This window comes from Streptomyces sp. NPDC043176, from assembly GCF_056436715.1.
Map to the genome: position 1 here is coordinate 76433 of NZ_JBWKCA010000021.1, position 20856 is coordinate 97288.

The window sequence follows — 20856 nt, forward strand, 5'->3', positions numbered from 1 at the left end:
CCACCGCGCCGGAAGGCGGTGGAGGCGCGGTGGAGCGGGATGCCGGCGACTCAGCGCACGGCGAGGGCCACGATCTGGGTGACCGCCTCGTCGGTGAAGTTGTCGTCGCTGACCAGGATCAGCGAGCGCTCACCGGTCGGCAGGTCCGGGCCCCACGTCATGCCTTCGGTGTTGTCGACGGTGGAGAGGCCGAGGGTGTGGAAGTCCGCGACGAGCTTCTTGCGCATCGGTACGACGGGCCGCTTCGCCAGGGAGTCCATCGCCTGGACGTCGGTCGCGCCGCGGGTCGTGGCGTCGTACAGGCGGATCTTGTATCCCGAGCCGGCGACCCAGGTGCGTTCGAGCACGAGGTAGCGGTCGGGGTCGTCCGGGAAGGCGAGGAGGGACGGGACTCCGGTGTCCGGGGCCCAGGGGCTGGTCGGGTCGGACGCGGCGAAGATCTTCTCGAGGGGGTACGCGAACTGCCCCAGGACCCGGCCGCTCCGGGTCTGCCGGGTGACGCGGACGAGCGCGCCGTGCTCCAGGTCCGGCACGGGGCCGTCCTGGATCAGCGGGCCCTCGACCGCGCTGGTCACGATCCGGCCCTGGGCGCCGAAGGTGATCGCCTCGATCGCCTGGTTCCGGCGCGGCCCGCGCTCCTCCATGGTGACCTCGTAGTTCGACGGCAGGGGCAGCTGCCCGAGGTGGGCGCCGGTGGCGTCGGCGAACCGGACGGACGGCTGGATCACCGGACCGGCGCCCACCGCCTTGGGCCGGTCGCCCTCCTGCGCCCACCAGTAGTGGCAGCTGCGCGGGTCGACGCGGATCTCCTCCGGGTCGACCGCCTTGCCGTCGGCGGCGGACGGCGACGGGTAGACCGACCCGTCCTCCTGGAGGAACGGGTGGGTGCCGGTGAAGTCGACGGAGTGCACGCCGTCGGCGTCCACGTCCAGCCTGGCGGTGTAGAAGCGCGCGGGCTGCAGGTAGGAGCGGTCGTCGCTGATGAACACGTACTCGCCGGTGCACCGGTTGCGGTCGACGCCGGAGAAGCCGCCGACGGTGGTGCCCTGGAAGTCGAGCTTGTACGGGACGATCCTCTCGCCCAGCAGACGTGCCTGCGCGGCCCGCTCCGACGGGCGGCCGCCTCCGTCGGTCGGGGCGGCGGCCGCCACCGCGGGGGCCAGCGTCGAGGTCAGGAGCAGGGCTACGGCGCACGCGCGTCGCGCCAGAGATGAAGTCATGCCGATGATCTTGCCCGTGGCCGGCACGACCCCGCAGTCACCCAACCGGGTACTCCTGCCGCTTTCCGACCTGCCATCGGACGAACGCCACCGGTGTACGCGGGCGCGCGCCGGCGGAGACCGGGGCTCCGGCCCTCGCCCAGCCGCCGGAAGCGCCGCCCGACGCCCTCCGCCTCGGCGGCGGCCGAGGGGCCCGGGGGGCGCCGGGCCCCTCGTGGTCAGTGCTTCAGCAGGGCGCAGACGAAGTCCTCCTGCACGGCCCGCACCTTGGCCAGCAGCTCCGGCTTGACGGTCTTGCTGGTCTGGGTGTTGATCGAGAAGGTGAGGGAACGCCGACCGTCGGCGGTGGCGGCCGCGAACTGGGTGTAGCCGGGGGTGTTGCCGGTGTGCCCGTAGACCGTGCCGCACCGCGTCCGATAGCGGAAGATCGCGAGCCCGCCGGAGTTGACGCCGGGGCCGGCGGGCTCGGATGCGGCGCCGGGGATGAAGGTCCGCTGCTGGTGGCGGGTCTCCTTCGACAGGAAGTCGTGTCCGCCGGCCCAGGCGCGGATGAAGCGGTTGAGGTCCTTCGGCGTGGAGACGATGCCGCCGGAGGCCCACACGCCCGAGGCGCCGATGAGCTCGCTCACGTCCTCCGGCGGGGCGGGCGGAGTCACGTCGTAGCCGTGCAGGTACGGACGCGGCAGCCGGTACCCCTGGGGCAGGCTGGTCTGCCGCAGGTCGAGGGGCCGGTACACGAGGTGGTCGAGGAGGCGCTCGTACGGCCGTCCCGTGGCCGCCTCGGCCATCAGGGCGACGGCGATGTTGTCGGAGTTCGAGTACGCGTACTTCGATCCCGGCGCGAAGTCGAGGTCCTTGTCGGCGATGAAGTCGAGCAGTCGGCGGGAGTCGAAGTGGTGTCGGGGGTCCTGCTGGAGGACGGCGATGAAGGCCGGGGCCCTGGAGTAGTCGGGCAGCCCGCTGGTGTGGTCGAGCAGCTGGCGGAGCGTCACCTGGTGCCATGCGGCGGGCAGGGACGGCAGGCGGCCGCCGATGGTGTCGTCGAGGCTCAGCTCGTGCCGGTCCACCAGGCGCAGGGCGACGGCGCCGCTGAAGGCCTTGGCGACGCTCGCGATCCGCATGTGGTCGGTCACGTGCGGCGGTCGGCCGGTCGTCGTGTCGGCGACGCCGGCCCGGTAGACCGTCGTCCGGTCGCCCCGCCGCAGCAGCACGATCACGCCGGGGGGCCCGCCCGCGGTGCGGACCAGGTCGTCCAGCTCCTTGCGCAGGGCCTTGTCCGGGTGCGGCGGCGTGCCCGCGGCCTGTGCGGGCTGGACCAGGGCGGCGAGCGCCACGGACGCGACCAGGCCTGCGACGGACGGACGCAGACGTGCGCGCGGGCGGGAGCGGACTTCGGGGCGTGCCGACACGGAGACTCCTTCACGGTGAGGGCGGGCGGGAGGAACACCCGGTGCAGGGGGTCCGCCTCAGCATCGGACGGGGCGTCGGGCCCCGCCCGCCCGGTACGCCATCCGGCCCAGGACCGTGTGCCGGGTGGTGGTCCCCACGGGCCCGCGCTCCGCCGGGCGGTCGCTTCGTGTCCTGTGCGCACCGCGTGGTGGCGATGAGTCATGTCACTGTCGTGGGACCTTCAGAAGGCCGTGGCGCTGCCCTTGGCGTTGCCGGGACGAGCCGGGCGCGACGCGGGTGGGTGCCTCCCTCGGGGCGGTGCGCACACAGGGACGTACGGCGCCCCCGTAGGGCTCGTCACCGGCAGGCTGAAGGGATCAGGATGTTCCGCAAGGTGCTGGTAGCGAACCGCGGGGAGATCGCGATTCGGGCGTTCCGCGCCGGCTACGAACTGGGGGCGCGCACCGTGGCCGTGTTCCCGCACGAGGACCGCAACTCTCTGCACCGGCTCAAGGCCGACGAGGCGTACGAGATCGGTGAGCCCGGCCATCCGGTGCGGGCGTACCTCTCCGTGGAGGAGGTCATCCGGGCGGCCCGTCTGGCGGGTGCCGACGCCGTCTATCCGGGTTACGGGTTCCTGTCGGAGAACCCGGAGCTCGCGCGCGCGTGCGAGGAGGCGGGCATCACCTTCGTGGGTCCCTCCGCGCAGACCCTGGAGCTGACCGGGAACAAGGCGCGCGCCGTGGCCGCCGCCCGCGAGGCGGGCGTGCCCGTACTCGGTTCCTCAGCGCCGTCCACGGACGTGGACGAGCTGGTGGCGGCGGCAGAGGAGATCGGGTTCCCGGTGTTCGTCAAGGCCGTCGCCGGTGGCGGCGGCCGGGGCATGCGGCGGGTCGAGGACCCGGCGGCGCTGCGGGAGTCCATCGAGGCGGCGGCCCGCGAGGCGGAGTCCGCCTTCGGCGACGCGACCGTGTTCCTGGAGAAGGCCGTCGTCGAGCCCCGGCACATCGAGGTGCAGATCCTCGCCGACGGCGAGGGCAACGTCATCCACCTGTTCGAGCGCGACTGCTCGCTCCAGCGCCGCCACCAGAAGGTCGTCGAGCTCGCACCCGCCCCGAACCTCGACCCGGCGGTGCGACAGCGCATCTGTGACGACGCCGTGCGGTTCGCCCGCCGGATCGGCTACCGCAACGCGGGCACCGTGGAGTTCCTCCTCGACCCCGACGGCAACCACGTCTTCATCGAGATGAACCCGCGCATCCAGGTCGAGCACACGGTGACCGAGGAGGTCACCGACATCGACCTGGTGCAGTCGCAGCTGCGCATCGCCGCCGGCGAGACCCTGTCCGACCTCGGGCTCACCCAGGAGTCCGTCGTCCTGCACGGTGCCGCCCTGCAGTGCCGGATCACCACGGAGGATCCGGCCAACGGCTTCCGCCCGGACACCGGCATGATCAGCGCGTACCGCTCCCCCGGCGGCTCGGGCATCCGGCTCGACGGCGGCACCACCCACGCGGGCACGGAGGTCAGCGCCCACTTCGACTCGATGCTGGTCAAGCTGACCTGCCGGGGCCGGGACTTCGGGACCGCCGTCGGCCGGGCCCGTCGCGCGGTGGCCGAGTTCCGCATCCGCGGCGTGTCCACGAACATCCCCTTCCTCCAGGCCGTGCTCGACGACCCGGACTTCCAGGCGGGCCGCGTCACGACGGCGTTCATCGAGCGGCGGCCGCACCTGCTCACCGCGCGCCACTCGGCCGACCGCGGCACGAAGCTGCTCACCTACCTCGCCGACGTCACCGTCAACAAGCCGCACGGCCCCCGGCCCGAACTGATCGCCCCGGCCACGAAGCTGCCCCGGCTGCCCGACGGAGAGCCGCGGGCCGGATCCCGGCAGCGGCTGGCCTCGCTCGGTCCGGAGGGCTTCGCGCGGAGCCTGCGCGACGCGCCCACCCTGGGCGTCACCGACACCACCTTCCGCGACGCCCACCAGTCGCTCCTGGCGACCCGGGTGCGGACGAAGGACCTGCTCGCCGTCGCCCCGGCGGTGGCGCACACCCTGCCGCAGCTGCTGTCCCTCGAATGCTGGGGCGGCGCCACCTACGACGTCGCGCTGCGCTTCCTCGCCGAGGACCCGTGGGAGCGGCTGGCCGCCCTGCGCGAGGCGGTCCCCAACATCTGCCTGCAGATGCTGCTGCGCGGCCGCAACACCGTCGGGTACACCCCCTACCCGACCGAGGTGACGGACGCCTTCGTGCAGGAGGCCGCCGCCACCGGCATCGACATCTTCCGGATCTTCGACGCGCTGAACGACGTCGAGCGGATGCGGCCCGCCATCGACGCCGTACGGGAGACGGGGACGGCGATCGCCGAGGTCGCGCTCTGCTACACCGCCGACCTCTCCGACCCCGCGGAGCGGCTCTACACCCTCGACTACTACCTGCGGCTCGCCGAGGAGATCGTCGCCGCCGGGGCGCACGTGCTCGCGGTCAAGGACATGGCCGGCCTGCTGCGCGCGCCCGCCGCGGCCAGGCTGGTCTCGGCGCTGCGCCGGGAGTTCGAGCTGCCGGTCCACCTCCACACCCACGACACGGCGGGCGGCCAGCTCGCCACGTACCTCGCGGCGATCCAGGCCGGTGCGGACGCCGTGGACGGCGCGGTCGCCTCCATGGCGGGCACCACCTCCCAGCCGTCGCTGTCGGCGATCGTCGCCGCGACCGACCACTCCGAGCGGCCCACCGGGCTGGACCTCCAGGCGGTGGGCGACCTGGAGCCGTACTGGGAGAGCGTCCGGAAGATCTACGCCCCCTTCGAGGCGGGCCTCGACTCGCCGACGGGGCGCGTGTACCACCACGAGATCCCCGGCGGACAGCTGTCCAACCTGCGCACGCAGGCCGTCGCGCTGGGCCTCGGCGACCGTTTCGAGGACGTCGAGTCGACGTACGCCGCCGCGGACCGGATGCTGGGCCGGCTCGTGAAGGTCACGCCCTCCTCCAAGGTGGTGGGCGACCTCGCGCTGCACCTCGTCGGCGCCGGCGTCGCGCCCGAGGACTTCGAGGCGGCACCGGACCGCTTCGACATCCCCGACTCGGTCATCGGTTTCCTGCACGGCGAGCTGGGCACTCCGCCCGGCGGCTGGCCGGAACCGTTCCGCACCAAGGCCCTGGCGGGGCGCCCCGCCCCCAAGCCCCCGCGCGACCTGACCGCGGAGGACCGTGCCGGCCTCGCCGAGGACCGGCGCGCCACGCTGAACCGCCTTCTCTTCCCCGGCCCGACCAAGGCGTTCGAGGCACACCGGCACGCGTACGGCGACACCAGCGTGCTCGACAGCAAGGACTTCTTCTACGGGCTGCGCCCCGGGAAGGAGTACAGCGTCGACTTCGGGCCCGGCGTGCGGCTGCTCATCGAGCTGGAGGCCGTCGGCGAGGCCGACGAACGCGGCATGCGCACCGTCCTGTCCACCCTGAACGGCCAACTGCGGCCGATCCAGGTCCGCGACGACGCGGCCGCCGCCGACCTCCCGGTGACCGAGAAGGCCGACAGGTCGAACCCGGGGCACGTCGCCGCGCCGTTCGCGGGCGTCGTCACGCCGGCCGTCGCCGAGGGCGACGAGGTCGAGGCCGGTGCGACGGTGGCCACCATCGAGGCGATGAAGATGGAGGCGTCGATCACCGCCACGCGGAGCGGGCGGGTGGTCCGCCTGGCCATCTCGAGGATCCAGCAGGTGGAAGGCGGCGACCTCCTCGTCGAGATCGCGTGAGTCCGCGGCGGTCGCGGGACGGCGGCCGTCCCGGCCACGGACCCCGGCGGCCTCGGAACCTCGTGTTCCGGGGCTCGCCGGCCCGGCTCGGATCAAGCGGTGACGAAATCGTGGCCGTCGCGGGCGCGCACGGCGGAAGGTCTTCTCGGCACCCGGCGACGGGCGCCGACACCGTCCTGCGCGTCCCCGCCAGGACCGGGACACTGTGCACCAGCTCCTCGACCGGCGAACGCGCGAACGGTACCCGCGTCAGGTCGTCGGCCCGAAGACGATCTCGATCACGCCCCGGAGCGTGCCCCCAGGGCGGCGGCGATGCCGTGGGCGAGGGAGGGGATGCGGTGGGCGGGGAGGCCGGCGATGTTGATGCGGCCCGAGGTGGTGCCGTAGACGGCGGACTGGTGGCGGAGGTGGCGCATCCGGTCGGGGCTGAGGGGAAGCATCGAGAACATGCCCTTCTGGCGGGCGAGGGCGCGGGCCTGGTGCTCGTGGCCGAGGACGGTGAGGTGGGCGACGAGGTCGGTGCGGTTGGCGGTGATGCGGTGGCGCATGAGGTCGAGTTCGGCGAGCCAGGCGGCCTTGAGGCGCTCGTCGTCGAGGATGGTGGCGACGACGGCGGCGCCGTGGTCCGGGGGCATCGAGTAGAGGGTGCGGGCGGCGTTCTGCAGGGCGGTCTCGACGTGGCGGAGCGCGCGCGTGGAGGAGCCGAGGACGATGGCGCAGCCGGTGCGGTCGCGGTAGAGCCCGAAGTTCTTCGAGCAGCTGACGGCGATGAGCAGTTCGGGGAGGCGTTCGGCCAGCATGCGGGTGGGGCTGAGGTCGGCTTCGAGGCCGTCGCCGAGGCCGTGGTAGGCGAGGTCGACGAAGGGGACCCAGCCGTTGGCGGCGGCGAGTCCGGCGAGCTCTTCCCATGTCGCGAAGGAGGGGTCGACGCCGGTGGGGTTGTGGCAGCAGCCCTGGAGCAGGACGACGTCGCCGGGTCCCGCCGCGCGGAGGTCCTCCAGCATGTCCCCGGCGTCCGGGCGGCCGGTGGTGCCGAGCCACCGGTACGTGCGGACGGTGAGGCCGGCCCCTTCGAGGATGGGGCGGTGGTTGACGTACGCCGGGTCGCTGATCCACACCGTGGTGCCGGGGCGGGTCTGCCGTACGAGGTCGGCGAGGAGGCGCAGGGCGCCGGTGCCGGCCACGGTCTGGACGGCCGTCGCCCGCGACGTGAGGGCTTCGGTGCCGAGGACGGTGTCGAGCATGGCGTGGTTGAAGGCGGTGTTGCCCGACAGGCCGAGGTACTCCTTGGAGCCGGAGCGTTCCGCGAGGCGTATCTCGGCCTCCTTGACCGCCGCCATGACGGGCGTGACGCCGGTGTGGTCGCGGTAGACGCCGAGGACGAGGTCGAGGCGCTCGGGGCGCGGGTCGGCGGCGTACTCGGCCGTCAGGTCCCACAGCGGGTCGGCGGGCGGGGCGGGAAGGAGCTCAAGCATCGACGGAAACCTTGGTTCGGGGGGTTCGGCGCCGGTTGGCGAGCGCGACGCCGAGGGTGATCAGGGGGACGCCGACCACGACGGGCAGGGTGGGCGTCTCGTGGAGGAGGGGCATGGCGAGCAGGACGACGGCGACGGGGCTGAGGCTGCCGACGACGGAGCTTCGCTCGGGGCCGAGCCGGCGGATCGCGAACGCGTAGAGCAGTCCCGCGCACAGGCCGACTCCCAGGCCCTGCACGACGAGGAAGAGCGCGATGTCGCCGCCCTCCGCCCGGGCGAGGCCGGTGGGCAGGACCCCGGTCAGGGTCAGCAGCGTGATGACGGCGAAGGACGGCAGGCAGAGCAGTCCGATGGATCCGACGGGGTCGAGGTCCACTTCCCGCAGGCCCACGGTGTACAGGGCCCACAGCCCGCTCGCGAGGAGCAGCGTTCCGGTGCCCAGGAGGACGTCCCCGTCGAGGGAGGTGGTGTGGCGCGACACCAGGGCCGCGACGCCGGCCACGATGAGCGCGAGGCCCGTCGCCTGCGTGCCGCGCGGGACGCTCTTGCCGCCGGCCACCATGAGGCCGGACACGAAGAGCGGGACCATGCCGGGGACGATCGCCCCGACGAAGGCGGCCGAGGTCAGCGAGCCGCCGTACATGGCGGCGAGGAAGAAGGGGACCCCTGCGCCGCAGATGATCTTGACCGCGGGGCCGGGCCGGACGGCCGCCAGCCGGCGCCTGCGCCGCCACAGGGCGGGAGCCAGGATGACCAGGGGCACGCCGAAGCGCAGCAGCGCCGCGTCCGCCGGCAGGAGCGTCGAACTGCTCAGCGCGCGGGCGCTGAGCGCGAACGCGGCCCAGATGGAGACGGTGAGGAGCAGCGCGATCGTGCCCACGGCGTGCGGGGAGAGCCCCCGGATCCCTCCGGCCGGGGGGCGCGTCCCCGGCCCGTCGTGCGGAGTCCGCCCGTCGGGCGCCTCCACTGTGCTCGCCCCCATCGATCGCGTTGCGGCCACCGACCATTCCTCCCGCTCGAAGCCCTCCGGGCGGTACCGATGTCCGGTGGTGCCCCGACCGGCAACGTTAGAGCTTCGGGCAGGGCAGATGATTGCCAGTTATGCCCTCCAGGCATAGCGTTAGGGCAGATTCTGCCAAGTTCAGCCGAGGAGAGCCCATGGACGCCGTGGACTTCCAGATCATCCACGAGTTGCAGGCGGACGGACGCCTGTCGAACCAGGACCTCGCCGACCGGATCCGGCTGTCCCCCTCCCCCTGCCTGCGCCGGGTGCGCCGCCTCGAGGACGCGGGCCTGATCGGCGGCTACACGGCCACCGTCGACCAGGTCGCGTTCGGACTGCCGATCACCGTCTTCGTGCGGATCCGCCTGGAGCGCCACACGGCCGAGGCGGTCAACGTGTTCGAGCAGCACGTCGGCCTCATCGACCACATCCAGGACTGCTACCTGATGGCCGGGAGCAGCGACTACCTGCTCAGGGTCGTCATCGAGAGCCTGGAGGCCTACGAGGCCCTCGTCCGCACCCGGATCCACGCCATCCCGGGCATCGCGTCGATCGAGTCCAGCTTCGCCTTCGGCAGCGTCAAGCAGTCCCGGGTGTACCCGCGGCCGGGCGTCCCCTCCCGCCCCCGCCCGGGCGGATCGGGCGGCTGAAGGTCCGGGTGAGGCCGGCGCGGCCCCGTCGTAAGCTGGACCGAGCGGGCCTCGCCCCCGATCGAGAGGTTCGGCATGCTGCCTCTGCGGAAGGGCCCGAAGGCGGCCCTCGTCGGCACCCTCGCCACGGCCACCCTGGCGGCCACGGCCCTGACCGGCCTCGCACCCGCCGCCTCGGCGGCGGACACCTCGTTCGTCGCGACCGCGGACACGTACGTCGACAGCGAGAACCCCACCACGAACCACGGCACCTCACGACAGCTCGACGTGGATCACAGCCCGGTGAAGGAGACCCTGTTGCGGTTCGACGTCACCGGCGTCACGGGGCCGGTGACCCGGGCGACGCTGCGGATCCACGTCGACGCCGCCGCCGGTGCCGGGGGCGTCAACGGCGGCACGTTCCGCGCGATGCCCGGCGCCCGGTGGTCCGAGACGGCCGTCACCTACGCCGACCGGCCCGCCGTCGACGGGCCGGTCCTCGGCACCCTGGGCGCGGTCGCCCCCGGCACCTGGTACGAGGTCGACGTGACCCCGTACGTGAAGGGCGACGGCACCTTCGACATCGGCGTCACGTCACCGAACGCGGACGGGGCCCACTACGACTCGCGCGAGACCGGTGCGACCGCGCCGCGCCTGGTGATCGAGACCGGCGCCAGGCCGACGCCGTCGAGGACCGCCACGGCCTTCCCGCCGCCCGCCGATCCGGTGCCGGTGCTGGTCGGCGCGGGTGACATCGCCACGCCGAGTTCCAAGGACTCCGCGACCGCCGATCTGCTCGACCACATCTCCGGCACGGTCGTCGCTCTCGGCGACAACGCCTACCCCGACGGCTCCGCCTCGGACTTCGCCACGTACTACGAGCCCACATGGGGCCGCCACAAGGCGCGCACGATGCCGGCCCCGGGCAACCACGACTACAAAACCCCCGGCGCGGCCGGGTACTACGACTACTTCGGTGCCAACGCCGGTCCCGCGCACCGTGGTTACTACTCGTACGACCTCGGGAACTGGCACGTGGTCTCGCTGAACTCCGAGATCGACATGGCCGCCGGGTCGGCTCAGGAGAAGTGGCTGCGCGCCGATCTCGCGGCCAGCGACAAGCCGTGCACGGTGGCGTACTGGCACAGGGCGCGCTGGTCCTCCAGTTCCCGCAACGGCCCCGACCCCGCGACGGGTCCGCTGGTCAAGGCGTTGTACGACCACGGCGCCGAGGTCATCCTCACCGGCCACAACCACCAGTACGAGCGCTTCGCCCCGCAGGACCCGAGCGGCCGAAAGGACGACGCCCGCGGCGTGCGGCAGTTCGTCGTCGGCAGCGGCGGGGCCGGCCTGTACGACTTCGGCACCGTCCAGCCGAACAGCGAGGCCCGCAACGACGACACCTTCGGCGTCCTGAAGCTGACCCTGCGCGCCGACGGCTACGACTGGCAGTTCGTGCCCGAGGCGGGCAGGACGTTCGACGACCACGGCTCGGGCAGCTGCCACTGACGGCCGCCGCGCGACGGTCCGCCGCGTCGGCGGGGCAGCGGGCGGGGATCAGGAGGCGGGGGCCTCCCGCACCGGGTGCTTGCTGAGGATCGAGACGCGGTTGAAGGCGTTGATGGCGATGGCCACCCAGATCACGGCGGAGATCTCGCCCTCGTCCAGCACCTGCCGCGCCTCGTCGTACGCCCGTTCCTGGGCGAGCGCGTCGGCGGGACGGGTGGTGGCCTCGGCGAGGGCGAGGGCCGCGCGCTCGCGGGCGGTGAAGAGCTCGGTGTCGCGCCAGGCCGGCAGCACGCCGAGGCGCCGGGTGGTCTCGCCGGCCCGCAGCGCGGCGCGGGTGTGCACGTCGAGGCAGTAGGCGCAGCCGTTGAGCTGGGACACGCGGAGGTTGACCAGTTCGACGAGGATCCGGTCGAGGCCCGCCTCGGCCGCCGTCGTCCGTACGGCGTCGGCGGTCCTCACCAGCGCCTGGTACGCGGTGGGGCTCCGCTTGTCGAGGTAGACCCGGCCGCCGGCTCCGGACGCCGTCGCGGTCTCAGCCGTCTCGCTCACCCTGTGCTCCTTCGTCGGTTGTCATCGGGACGATGATCATCCATACTTGTTGAAAACGAAACTACATGAGGGCGCAGGGGCTGGGAAATGGCTGACACCGAGATCGAGATCCTCACCGCCCGGGACGTTCCCCTGGGCGGACCGCGCGCCATGACCGTACGCCGCACCCTGCCACAGCGAGCCCGCACGCTGATCGGCGCCTGGTGCTTCGCCGACCACTACGGCCCCGACCGGGTCGCGGAGTCCGGCGGCATGGACGTCGCCCCGCACCCGCACACCGGCCTGCAGACGGTCAGCTGGCTGTTCGCCGGAGAGATCGAGCACCGCGACAGCCTGGGCACCCACGCCTTCGTACGTCCCGGCGAGATCAACCTCATGACCGGCGGGCACGGCATCAGCCACACGGAGGTGTCCACCCCCGACACGACCGTGCTGCACGGCGTACAGCTCTGGGTCGCCCTCCCCGACGAGCACCGGCACGCGCCGCGCGACTTCCAGCACCACGCCCCCCGGCCCCTCCGGGTCGACGGGGCGGAAATCCGGGTGTTCCTGGGCACGCTCGCCGGCGAGACCTCCCCGGTGCGCACCTTCACCCCGCTCCTCGGCGCCGAACTCCTGGTCGACGCCGGCGCGGCCGTCACCCTGGACGTGGACCCTGGCTTCGAGCACGGCCTGCTCGTCGACGAGGGCGCCGTCCTCCTCGACGGCACCTCCCTCCTCCCCGCCGCGCTCGGCTACGCCGCCCCCGGCCGCACCCGCCTCACCCTGGTCAACACGTCCGACCGCCCGGCCCGGACGATCCTGCTCGGCGGCCCGCCGTTCGAGGAGGAGATCGTGATGTGGTGGAACTTCGTCGGCCGCGACCACCAGGACATCGTCGAGGCCCGGGACGCGTGGGAGCGGGCCTCCGACCGCTTCGGCGCCGTCGACGGCCACCCCGGCGACCGACTGCCCGCCCCCGCCCTGCCCAACGCCGTCATCACCCCGCGCAAGAACCCGTCCCACCGCCGAACTCCGCACGGAGACACCGCAAGCCGTACCGGAAGGACCGCCATGAGCGAGCAGACCACCACCCCCGTCGTCCGTCGCGTCGACGCCCGCCACCGCTACGAGATCCTCGTCGACGAGCAGCGCGCAGGCCTGACGGCGTACCGCGACCGCGACGACCGGCGGGTCTTCTTCCACACCGAGATCGACGACGCCTACGCCGGCCGGGGGCTCGCCTCGGTCCTGATCGAGCAGGCCCTGACCGACGTGCGCGCCTCCGGGATGCGGATCGTCCCGGTCTGCCCGTACGTGGCGAAGTTCCTCAAGAAGCACGAGGAGTTCGCCGACATCACCGCCCCGGTGACCCCCGAGGTGCTGACCTGGCTCGACACCCGGCTGAAGCGCTGACGCCCCGCCCCCCACCGGCCGAGGGGGACCCGCCCGACCGCACCCGGCCACCGCTGGTCCCCCCGGCGTGCGACGCGTAGAGTGCGGACGGGCGCGGCGTGATCACGAGGAGTTCCTGTGACCGCGGTCAGCCTGGAGCACACCACCGTCCCCGCCGACACGGGCGAGGTGACGCTGCTGATAGCCCGTCGGGTGGAGCCCGGCCACGAAGCGGCCTTCGAGCGGTGGGCCGAGGGCATCCTGGAGAGCGCGGCCGCCTTCCCCGGCCATCTCGGGTACGGCTTCTTCCGCTCCTCCGGCGGCGACGCCCCCTGGTTCCTGGTCCACCGCTTCCGGGACGCGGAGGCGTGCCGGACCTGGCAGGAGTCGCCCGAGCGCGCGGCCTGGTTCGCCGACTGCGACGGGCACCACCACACCGAGATCGCCCGGCGCACCCTGACCGGCATGGAGACCTGGTTCGCCAAGCCGGGCTCCACGCGGCCCGCGCCGCCGCGGTGGAAGATGGCGATCGGCGCGACGCTGGCGATCTACCCCATTTCCGTGCTCGGCGGCCTCTTCCTCACGCCGCACCTCACCGCGCTCCCCCTGCTGGTCAGCAGCGCGGTCATGGCCTGTGTGTTCAACGTGCTCATGACGTACGCGGCGATGCCCGCCGTCAGCAGGGTCCTGCGCCGCTGGCTCACCTCGTAGGACGGGGCTGCGGGGAGGGTGGATGCCCCTGGCCCGGCCTCGTAGCGGCCGGGGGGGCGGGGATGGTGGGCGGCCCCGCACGTTCCCTAGGATGCATGAGTGATACATCCTTCTGTCCGCGGGCGCGGGCACCACCCCGAGGAGACGGACACCGTGAGCACCGGCATGACGGCCCGCGAGAGCTACTACGAGCGGACGGGCGAGCACCGGTTCAAGCCCACGGCACACGCGGGCGGGGCGTGGAGCACCGACGAGCAGCACTTCAGCCCGCTCGCCGGGCTCGTCGCGCACGTCCTCGACCGCCACGTGGCGGATCGGCCGGACGGTCTGGTGTTCGGCCGGATCAGCTACGACATCCTCGGCCGGATCGCCCTCGACGAGTGCGAGGTCACGGTGGAGACCGTCCGCCCCGGCCGCACCATCGAACTCCTCGAGGCCACCGTCACCATCGGCGGCCGGGCCGTGGTCCGCGCGCGGGCGTGGCTGCTGGCCTCCCTGGACTCGTCGCCCGTGGCCGACAGTCCGCACGAGCCGCTGCCCGCGCCCGAGACGCTCCCCCGCTGGGCGATGGACGCGGAGTGGCACGGCGGGTACGTGTCGTCCATCGACGTCCGGCGGGCCCCACAGACCCGCAGGGGCCGCGCGACGGCATGGCTGTCCTCGCCGCTCGATCTGGTGGCGGGCGAGGCGAGCAGCCCCCTCGCCTCGTACATCGCGCTCGTGGACACCGCGAACGGCATCGCCGTCCAACAGGACCCCACCGTCTGGATGTTCCCGAACCTCGACCTGACGATCCATCTGCACCGCCGGCCGGAAGGCCCGTGGACCGGCCTCGACACCACCGTCACCTTCGGCCCGACGGGCCAGGGCCTCACCAGCAGTGTCCTGCACGACGTCCACGGCCCCGTCGGCCAGGCCGAACAGATCCTCACTGTCCGCCCGCAGCCCCGCCCCTGAGCCCGTCCACCGGGACCGGCCCCAGGTCCGTTCGCGCCGGACCGGTCCCCGGCGGGTGCGGTCGGCCGGGCCACCAGGAAGGGTCAGGCCGCCCGGCAGAGCCCCTCGGGGCCCGTCGGCGCGGGGGGCAGGGCCGCGGCCGCGCGCAGGGGCCGGGCGACGGGGACGGCGGCCGCCGCACGCGAGCGGGTCCGGGTGACAGGGACGGCGGCCGCCGCACGCGAGCGGGTCCGGGCGAAGACGACGAGGCGCAGCACCGCGAACCGGCCGACACCGGCGAGGGCGGAGGCCGAGAGGTACACGACCTGCTGGAGCAGCGCGCCGGGGGCCGCCACCAGCTCCTGCAGCACGAGCATCGCCGCGCAGGTCACCGCGTACGCCACTGCCGCGGCTCCGGCCGACTGCGCGTGCTGGCGCCAGGTGGCACGGCCGCCGGTGCCGAAGGTGAAGCGCGCGTGCAACTCGGTGGCGACGAGCGTGGAGACCACGGAGACCAGCGCGTTGGCCGCGGCCCAGGGCATCCAGGCGGCGACCGCCCCCACGGCGAAACCGGAGGCCACGCCCACCCCGCCGCCGCAGAGCACGAAGCGGGCGAAGGCGGCCGAGGCGCCGGGCGCCCCTTGTCGGCTGCGTGCTGCTCCCATGACCGTCCCCCTGCTTCCCCGATGCCCCCGGAAGGCGCGCCGTTCGGCTCGTGAGCCCACTGCGCGCCATCGATGGCGCCATGTTGGCACATCCATGGTGCCATGGCGAGCCATTAATGGCACCCTCGGGGATGCCGAGGGTTCAGGCCCGCGCCGAGGCACGCCGGAAACGGCGTGCCGTCAGACGGCCCCGGCGTTCGCGGCCGTGCCGGTCGAGCTCCTCCAAGAGACGCCGGCCCCGGTGTTCGGGGTCGAGTTCGTCGAGGACGCGGTCGATCTCGGCGAGCAGGGCTCCGTAGAGCTGCCAGCGGTCGGGGTCCCGCAGGGCGAGGGCGAGCAGCAGGTCGGCCGCGCCGCCCCGGCAGGCACGGGCCGCCCGCAGCTCGCCCGCGAGCCGCTCCTCGGCGGCCTCGGCCGCCTCGCTGCCGGAGGCCGTGACGAGCACGGCGAAGCTGACGAAGGCGTCGGCGGTGTGCTGTGCCGTCTCCTGTACGGCGAGCGCGGTCCGGCGGGGCAGCAGGTCCGCGCCGGACCGCTCCTTCGCCAGATCGGCCAGGGTCCGGGTGAGCACGCGCAGCACGACGGCACAGATCTCCAGGGTGTCCAGGCCCGTACGCAGCACTATGCGGTGCAACAGGCCCTCTTTCACGCGCGGGTTGAAGCGCAGGCTGTCCTCGGCGGTGCGCAGCGCGGCGTCCACGTCGGCGACGTCGTTGTCGAGCCGTCGCGCCTCCTGCAGCCGTGCCACCGCCCGCTCGACGGGGGGCGCGCCGGCGAACTCCTCCGCCACGTCGAGCAGCAGCCGGCGCATCCGTCGTGCGAGGTCCTCGATGGAGTCCCCCGCCGTGTCCACCCAGACGGGCGGGGCCAGCACCAGGTTGAACAGCAGCCCGACGACGGCCCCGATGAGGGTCTCCAGGACCCGGTCCCACGCGGTGTGGGCGACCTGGGTGACCCCCAGCACCAGCATCGCGCTGATCGCGACCTCCGGGACGAACTCCTCGACCTTCACGAGCCGCCCCACGACGAGGGAGGCCAGGATGACCAGGGCGAGGCTCCACCACGAGAGCCCGACGACGGCACTGAACCCGATCGCGATGAGCACGCCGACGACGACCGAGTTGACCCGGCGCAGACTGGTGGTGAGCGTCGAGAACAGCGTGACCTGGACGACGAGCAGTGCCGTCAGTGGCGCGGTCAGCGGCGCCGGCTCGCTGCTGAGCCACAGCGCCACGAGGTACGACAGGGTCGCCGCCGCCGTCGACCGGACCGTCTGCACGACGAACGGATCACGCCGCAACCGCCCCACGGTCTCCGTGTACCGCCCGCTCCGCACGCCGCGTCGTGCCACCCGCCGCCTCCCATCGCCGCCGCCGTCCCGCTCCATCCGCGCCTGTCACCCCTTCCCTCCCCCGCCCCTCGCGCACACCGGAGTCCCCGCACTGCCCTCCATACGGGCCCGGCCCGGCGCCTGCCCGGACGCACCCGGCCGCCCCGGAACGCCTGCCCAGGTGTACGGATCCCACGCGGGGCCGCCGCTTCCCGCAGGCCGGGCCTGCCCGCGGCCGTCGGGTGTCGGACCCGTGTGGGGGTCGGGCTCGTGGAGCCCGCCGGTCGCCGGGGAGGGGCGCGGTGATGACACGCGGGGATGGCCGGGCCGGCGTGGGCTGGGACGGGAGCGATGGTGAGGACGTCCGGCGTCGGCTCGGGCAGGGGGCCGATCCGGAGGTCCGGAGCGGGGCGCCCCCGCATAGGGCTGCGGCGTTCGGCTCGCCGGACGTCGTCGCGGAACCGGCCCGGCGGGTCGCGTACGCGTGCTCCTTCACGGGGCTGCGCCCGGCGGACGCCCGCCCGATCGCCGGCCCGCCCGACCTGCGGGTCCGACTCCCGGAGCGGGACCACTGGAACCACTGAGACCACCGGCCCGACAGACGACGGGCCCCGGGAGCCGTGCCCCGCCCCGGAGCGTTCGGGTTCCGCGGCCCCTGCGGGATCGGCAGGACGACCCTCCTCCACGGGGTGGCGGCCGACGCCGGCCCCGTCCAGCGGCGGATGGGCCGACGGGGGACGCCGACACCGGTGTGGCCCCCGGTCGCCCTCCCGGGCCACCTCCGACCACTCCTTTAACGCAACCAGATGTTGCACATGCCGCGGGCCGGCCCTAGAGTTGTTACGCAACCAAAGGTTGCGAGAGACTGGGAGAGCAGCATGGAACGCGGCAGCATCGAGCGCGAGATCCACATCGACGCGCGGCCCGAGGTGGTCTACGAGGTCGTCAGCAGGCCCGAGCACCTGCGGGAGTGGTGGCCGGACGAGGCCGAGCTGGAGCCGGTGCCCGGAGGCACCGGGGTCATCACGTTCGGCGACCGGACCTCACCGGACGCGAACGTCGTGCCGGTGACGGTGGTCGAGGCGGACCCGCCGCGGCGGTTCTCCTTCCGTTGGGTGTACGACCGGGCCGAGGCCGCGACGCCCGCCAACTCGCTCCTGGTGGTCTTCGAACTGATCCCGTCCGGCGCGGGAACCCTGCTGCGGTTCACCGAGACGGGGTTCCGGGAGAAGGGCTGGGAGGCGGCCGTGCTCGAAGAGCAGTACCGCGAGCACGTCTCCGGATGGGACCACTTCCTGCCCCGCCTGGTCACGTACGTGGCCCGGCTGGTGTCGACGCCGTGAACGTCACCGTCGACGACGAGCTCTGGACCGCGGTCGGCGACCCGACCCGGCGGCGGATGCTCGACCTGCTGCTGACCGGCGGCGGGACGGCCACGACGCTGAGCGAGCACCTCCCCATCACCCGCCAGGCGGTCGCCAAGCACCTCGGCGTCCTCCACCGGGTCGGGCTGGTCCACGTGAAGCCGTACGGACGCGAGCGCCGCTACGAGGTCGACGAGGCCCAACTCGCCCGCGCCGTGGCGCAGCTGACCTCGGTCGGCACCGCCTGGGACGCCCGGCTGCAGCGCATCAAGCGCCTCGCCGAGGCGATCGAGCGCGGCCAGGACGACTGATCCCACGAGGGACGCAACACTCACGAGAAAGAGGCAGCGCCATGCTGGACATCCTGCACAGGATCGGAGTCACCTCGACCCCCGACGCCGTCTACGCGGCCCTGACCACGGTCGACGGGCTGGCGAGCTGGTGGACGGAGGACACGACCGGGGATCCCGACGTCGGCGGAGTGATCCGCTTCCGCTTCGAGCCCGGCGGGTTCGACATGAAGGTCCTCGAAGCCAAGCCCGACGAGCGCGTGCGGTGGGAGGTCGTCGACGGCCCCGAGGAGTGGATCGGCACCCACGTCCACTTCGACCTCAAGGAGGAGGACGGCTACACGATCGTGCTGTTCCGGCACGCGGGCTGGCAGCAGCCCGTGGAGTTCATGTACCACTGCAGCACCAAGTGGGCCACGTTCCTCATGAGCCTCAAGAAGCTGGTCGAGACCGGCGAGGGCGAGCCCGCCCCGCGCGACGTCAGGATCAGCAACTGGCATTAGCGGATCGGCGAACTCCCGCCCCTCGGAGGGCCGGTGTCGCGCGCAAGGCGCGGCCGGCCGGTCAGGGGCGGGAGTCGTCAGTGCGGGAGGCCGACGGCGCGTTCGCCGCCGCGGCGCTGCTGGATGACGACGGCGATGACGAGAAGGGCGCCCTGGGCGACGTTCCGCCAGAAGGTGTTGATGCCCTGGACGATCAGGCCGTTCTCCGGACAGCCCAGGAGCGCCACCGCGAGCAGGGTGCCGCCGATGCCGCCCTTGCCCCCCTTGAGCGCGGCGCCGCCGAGCGCGGCGCCGCCGAGCGCGACGGCGGTGAGCGCGACGGCGGTGAGCGCGACGGCGGTGAGCGCGGCCGTCGGAGAGGAGGTGGGCGAGGCCCTTGTAGGCGGCGAGCCCGGCGAGGGTGGCGATGGTCGGGTTGACCCGTCCGTAGACGATGACCACGCCGTTGAGGGCCCCGACGAGGAGGCCGACACCGACGGCGGCCGCCATGCCGAGGAAGGCGCCCGAGCCCGTGGTGGTGAAGACCATCGCACTGACGACGGACGCCACGCCGACCTGGGAGCCGGCGGAGATGTCGAGGCCGCCGCAGATGACGACGACGGTCTGGACGATGGCGAGGAGTCCGGTGATGGTCGCCGCCTCGGCGATCACCTGCATGTTGGACAGGCTCAGGCAGTCGTCGTCGAGGACGCCGAACAGGGCGAGGACGACCAGGAGCGCTCCGATGAGGCTGATGTTCTGACCGCCGACGCCGGAGAGGAACGCGGGTCGGCGCGACGCGCGGCCGCCGTCGCCCCCGGAGCCCTTGAAGGTCGGTGCGGGGGTGCTGGTGGGGGTCATGACGAGGCTCCGGGGGCGGCGGCGACGATGTCGTCGGCCGTGCGCCCGGCCACCCCTGGACGGGCAGGCCGCGCCCTCGTACCCTCACACCCAAGATGCTCGAAGTTGCGCCGATGCGTGACTTTACGAGCAGATTCACGCATCGAAATCCTCGGTGCGCGCACCGTTCTCACAAGGAGCCGTCAGGTATGCCCAGCACAGCGATGTCCGCCGAGCGTGACGGGGCCGGCGGGCGCGACTGCGTCATCGCGCTGGACGTGGGCGGGACCGGGATGAAGGGCGCCCTGCTCGACCGCGACCTGAACACCCTGCACGGCGTGCGCGCGGCGACGCCCCGGCGGTCGGGTCCGGAGGCCGTCGTGGGCGAGATCACCGCGGTCCTGCGCGGCCTGGACGCGAGCGCCGCCGCGCGGGGACTGACCGTCCGCAACGCGGGCGTGGTGGTCCCCGGCATCGTCGACGAGGAGACGCGGACGGCGGTCCACTCCGTCAACCTCGGCTGGCGCGACCTGCCGCTCGCTGCCGTCCTCGAACGCGCGACGGGGCTGCCCGTCACACTCGGGCACGACGTACGGGCCGGGGGCGACGCCGAATGCCGCCTCGGCGCGGCACGGGGCGCGCGGGACGCGTGGTTCGTCCCCATCGGGACCGGCATCTCCGCGGCCGTGCTCAGCGACGGGCGCGCGGTACGTGCCGGGGGTTACGCGGGCGAGCTGGGCCATGTCGTCGTCGAAGCGGACGGCGCCCCGTGCGCCTGCGGCGGGCGGGGCTGTCTGGAGACCGTCGCGTCGGCGGCGGCGGTCGGCGCGGCGTACACGGCGCGCTCCGGGAGGGAGGTCGACGGCGCCGCCGAGGTGGCGGCGATGCTCGTCCAGGGGGACCCCGACGCCCGTGCGGTGTGGGACCGGGCCGTCGACGCCCTGGCGGCGGCGCTGGCCACGGCGGCGACACTGCTCGCGCCCGAGGTCGTGGTCATCGGCGGCGGTCTCGCCGAGTCCGGCGGTCTCCTCCTCGACCCGTTGCGCGCCGCCCTCGCCCGCCGGCTCTCTTTCCAGCGGCGGCCCGACGTGGTGCGCGCTGCGCTCGGGGACCGGGCGGGCTGCCTGGGAGCGGGGCTCGCCGCCTGGCGGGCGGCGGACGTCACGCCGTCGCTCCGGCCTGCCGCGCGCTGAGGCCCGCCACGTGCCACTCCCCCACCGTCCGTTCCCCGGCCATTCGGAGGAGTACGGCGCGCCGAGGGGCGGGTGCGGGGGCAGAGTGGTGGTGGGTGGCGTTCCCGGCCGCCCAGGCGCCGGAGGGAGTGTGGACCCTG

General features: G+C 73.5%; 19 protein-coding genes and 2 pseudogenes. 12 read left to right on the forward strand and 9 right to left on the reverse strand.

Annotated features, from left to right (window positions below):
- Nucleotides 1-50 precede the first annotated feature (50 nt).
- Together AC067A_RS28795 and AC067A_RS28800 are read right to left on the reverse strand one after the other, a co-directional pair.
- Nucleotides 51-1220 (reverse strand): esterase-like activity of phytase family protein, encoded by a 1170-nt coding sequence (locus AC067A_RS28795; protein ID WP_479245396.1) that lies wholly within the window; start codon nt 1218-1220, stop codon nt 51-53.
- Between the two features lie 218 nt (nt 1221-1438).
- Nucleotides 1439-2629 carry a serine hydrolase domain-containing protein gene (locus tag AC067A_RS28800; RefSeq protein WP_479245397.1) on the reverse strand — a complete coding sequence of 397 codons (1191 nt, stop codon included), beginning with the start codon at nt 2627-2629 and terminating at the stop codon, nt 1439-1441.
- 362 nt (nt 2630-2991) lie between these two features.
- Between AC067A_RS28800 and AC067A_RS28805 the strand changes: the two genes are divergently transcribed.
- Nucleotides 2992-6366, forward strand: a complete 3375-nt coding sequence (locus tag AC067A_RS28805; protein ID WP_479245398.1) for a pyruvate carboxylase — start codon at nt 2992-2994, stop codon at nt 6364-6366.
- Nucleotides 6367-6644: 278 nt separating this feature from the next.
- Here the strand turns inward: AC067A_RS28805 and AC067A_RS28810 are convergent, their stop codons facing one another.
- Together AC067A_RS28810 and AC067A_RS28815 are read right to left on the reverse strand one after the other, a co-directional pair.
- Nucleotides 6645-7841 carry an amino acid aminotransferase gene (locus AC067A_RS28810; RefSeq protein ID WP_479245399.1) on the reverse strand — a complete coding sequence of 399 codons (1197 nt, stop codon included), beginning with the start codon at nt 7839-7841 and terminating at the stop codon, nt 6645-6647.
- Nucleotides 7834-8841: a DMT family transporter gene (locus AC067A_RS28815; protein ID WP_479245400.1), complete on the reverse strand. Its 1008-nt coding sequence runs from the start codon at nt 8839-8841 to the stop codon at nt 7834-7836. The genes AC067A_RS28810 and AC067A_RS28815 overlap by 8 nt, the downstream gene beginning before the upstream one ends.
- A 158-nt stretch (nt 8842-8999) precedes the next feature.
- Here AC067A_RS28815 and AC067A_RS28820 point away from each other — a divergent pair, with 158 nt between their 5' ends.
- Together AC067A_RS28820 and AC067A_RS28825 are read left to right on the forward strand one after the other, a co-directional pair.
- A complete protein-coding gene (locus AC067A_RS28820) occupies nt 9000-9494 on the forward strand; it encodes an Lrp/AsnC family transcriptional regulator (protein ID WP_479245401.1) in 495 nt (164 codons plus the stop codon).
- Between the two features lie 75 nt (nt 9495-9569).
- Nucleotides 9570-10982 (forward strand): CBM96 family carbohydrate-binding protein, encoded by a 1413-nt coding sequence (locus AC067A_RS28825; RefSeq protein WP_479245402.1) that lies wholly within the window; start codon nt 9570-9572, stop codon nt 10980-10982.
- A gap of 48 nt (nt 10983-11030) precedes the next feature.
- Here the strand turns inward: AC067A_RS28825 and AC067A_RS28830 are convergent, their stop codons facing one another.
- Nucleotides 11031-11531: a carboxymuconolactone decarboxylase family protein gene (locus AC067A_RS28830; RefSeq protein WP_479245403.1), complete on the reverse strand. Its 501-nt coding sequence runs from the start codon at nt 11529-11531 to the stop codon at nt 11031-11033.
- Between the two features lie 87 nt (nt 11532-11618).
- Here AC067A_RS28830 and AC067A_RS28835 point away from each other — a divergent pair.
- The 4 genes and pseudogenes from AC067A_RS28835 to AC067A_RS28850 all read left to right on the forward strand — a co-directional run.
- Nucleotides 11619-12530 (forward strand): annotated as a pseudogene (locus tag AC067A_RS28835) (pirin family protein); the annotation flags it as partial.
- 54 nt (nt 12531-12584) lie between these two features.
- On the forward strand, nt 12585-12926 hold the full coding sequence (locus AC067A_RS28840; protein WP_479245461.1) for a GNAT family N-acetyltransferase: 342 nt from the start codon (nt 12585-12587) through the stop codon (nt 12924-12926).
- Between the two features lie 117 nt (nt 12927-13043).
- Nucleotides 13044-13616 carry an antibiotic biosynthesis monooxygenase gene (locus AC067A_RS28845; RefSeq protein ID WP_479245404.1) on the forward strand — a complete coding sequence of 191 codons (573 nt, stop codon included), beginning with the start codon at nt 13044-13046 and terminating at the stop codon, nt 13614-13616.
- Between the two features lie 165 nt (nt 13617-13781).
- The gene (locus tag AC067A_RS28850; protein WP_479245462.1) at nt 13782-14573 is read left to right on the forward strand and encodes a thioesterase family protein; all 792 of its coding nucleotides are present in this window, start codon (nt 13782-13784) and stop codon (nt 14571-14573) included.
- Between the two features lie 83 nt (nt 14574-14656).
- On the opposite strand, the gene AC067A_RS28855 is transcribed toward AC067A_RS28850, so the two are convergent.
- A complete protein-coding gene (locus AC067A_RS28855; protein WP_479245405.1) occupies nt 14657-15217 on the reverse strand; it encodes a hypothetical protein in 561 nt (186 codons plus the stop codon).
- Nucleotides 15218-15359: 142 nt separating this feature from the next.
- A complete protein-coding gene (locus AC067A_RS28860; protein WP_479245463.1) occupies nt 15360-16526 on the reverse strand; it encodes an FUSC family protein in 1167 nt (388 codons plus the stop codon).
- A gap of 899 nt (nt 16527-17425) precedes the next feature.
- Between AC067A_RS28860 and AC067A_RS28865 the strand changes: the two genes are divergently transcribed.
- From AC067A_RS28865 to AC067A_RS28875, 3 genes are read left to right on the forward strand one after another with little or no spacing between them, the layout of a single operon-like run.
- Nucleotides 17426-17890: an SRPBCC family protein gene (locus tag AC067A_RS28865; protein WP_479245406.1), complete on the forward strand. Its 465-nt coding sequence runs from the start codon at nt 17426-17428 to the stop codon at nt 17888-17890.
- Entirely contained in the window at nt 17887-18222 is a 336-nt protein-coding gene (locus tag AC067A_RS28870) for an ArsR/SmtB family transcription factor (RefSeq protein ID WP_479245407.1), read from the forward strand. The genes AC067A_RS28865 and AC067A_RS28870 overlap by 4 nt, the downstream gene beginning before the upstream one ends.
- Nucleotides 18223-18263: 41 nt before the next feature.
- Entirely contained in the window at nt 18264-18704 is a 441-nt protein-coding gene (locus tag AC067A_RS28875; RefSeq protein ID WP_479245408.1) for an SRPBCC family protein, read from the forward strand.
- A gap of 77 nt (nt 18705-18781) precedes the next feature.
- Here the strand turns inward: AC067A_RS28875 and AC067A_RS28880 are convergent, their stop codons facing one another.
- Nucleotides 18782-19177, reverse strand: coding sequence for a hypothetical protein (locus tag AC067A_RS28880; protein WP_479245409.1), 396 nt, complete (start codon nt 19175-19177; stop codon nt 18782-18784).
- A pseudogene (locus AC067A_RS28885) lies at nt 19125-19295 on the reverse strand (ABC transporter permease); the annotation flags it as partial. The gene AC067A_RS28880 and the pseudogene AC067A_RS28885, both read right to left, overlap by 53 nt.
- Here AC067A_RS28885 and AC067A_RS28890 point away from each other — a divergent pair.
- On the forward strand, nt 19216-19446 hold the full coding sequence (locus AC067A_RS28890) for a hypothetical protein (RefSeq protein ID WP_479245410.1): 231 nt from the start codon (nt 19216-19218) through the stop codon (nt 19444-19446). The pseudogene AC067A_RS28885 and the gene AC067A_RS28890 overlap by 80 nt on opposite strands.
- A gap of 286 nt (nt 19447-19732) precedes the next feature.
- A complete protein-coding gene (locus AC067A_RS28895; RefSeq protein ID WP_479245411.1) occupies nt 19733-20716 on the forward strand; it encodes an ROK family protein in 984 nt (327 codons plus the stop codon).
- Nucleotides 20717-20856 lie beyond the last annotated feature (140 nt).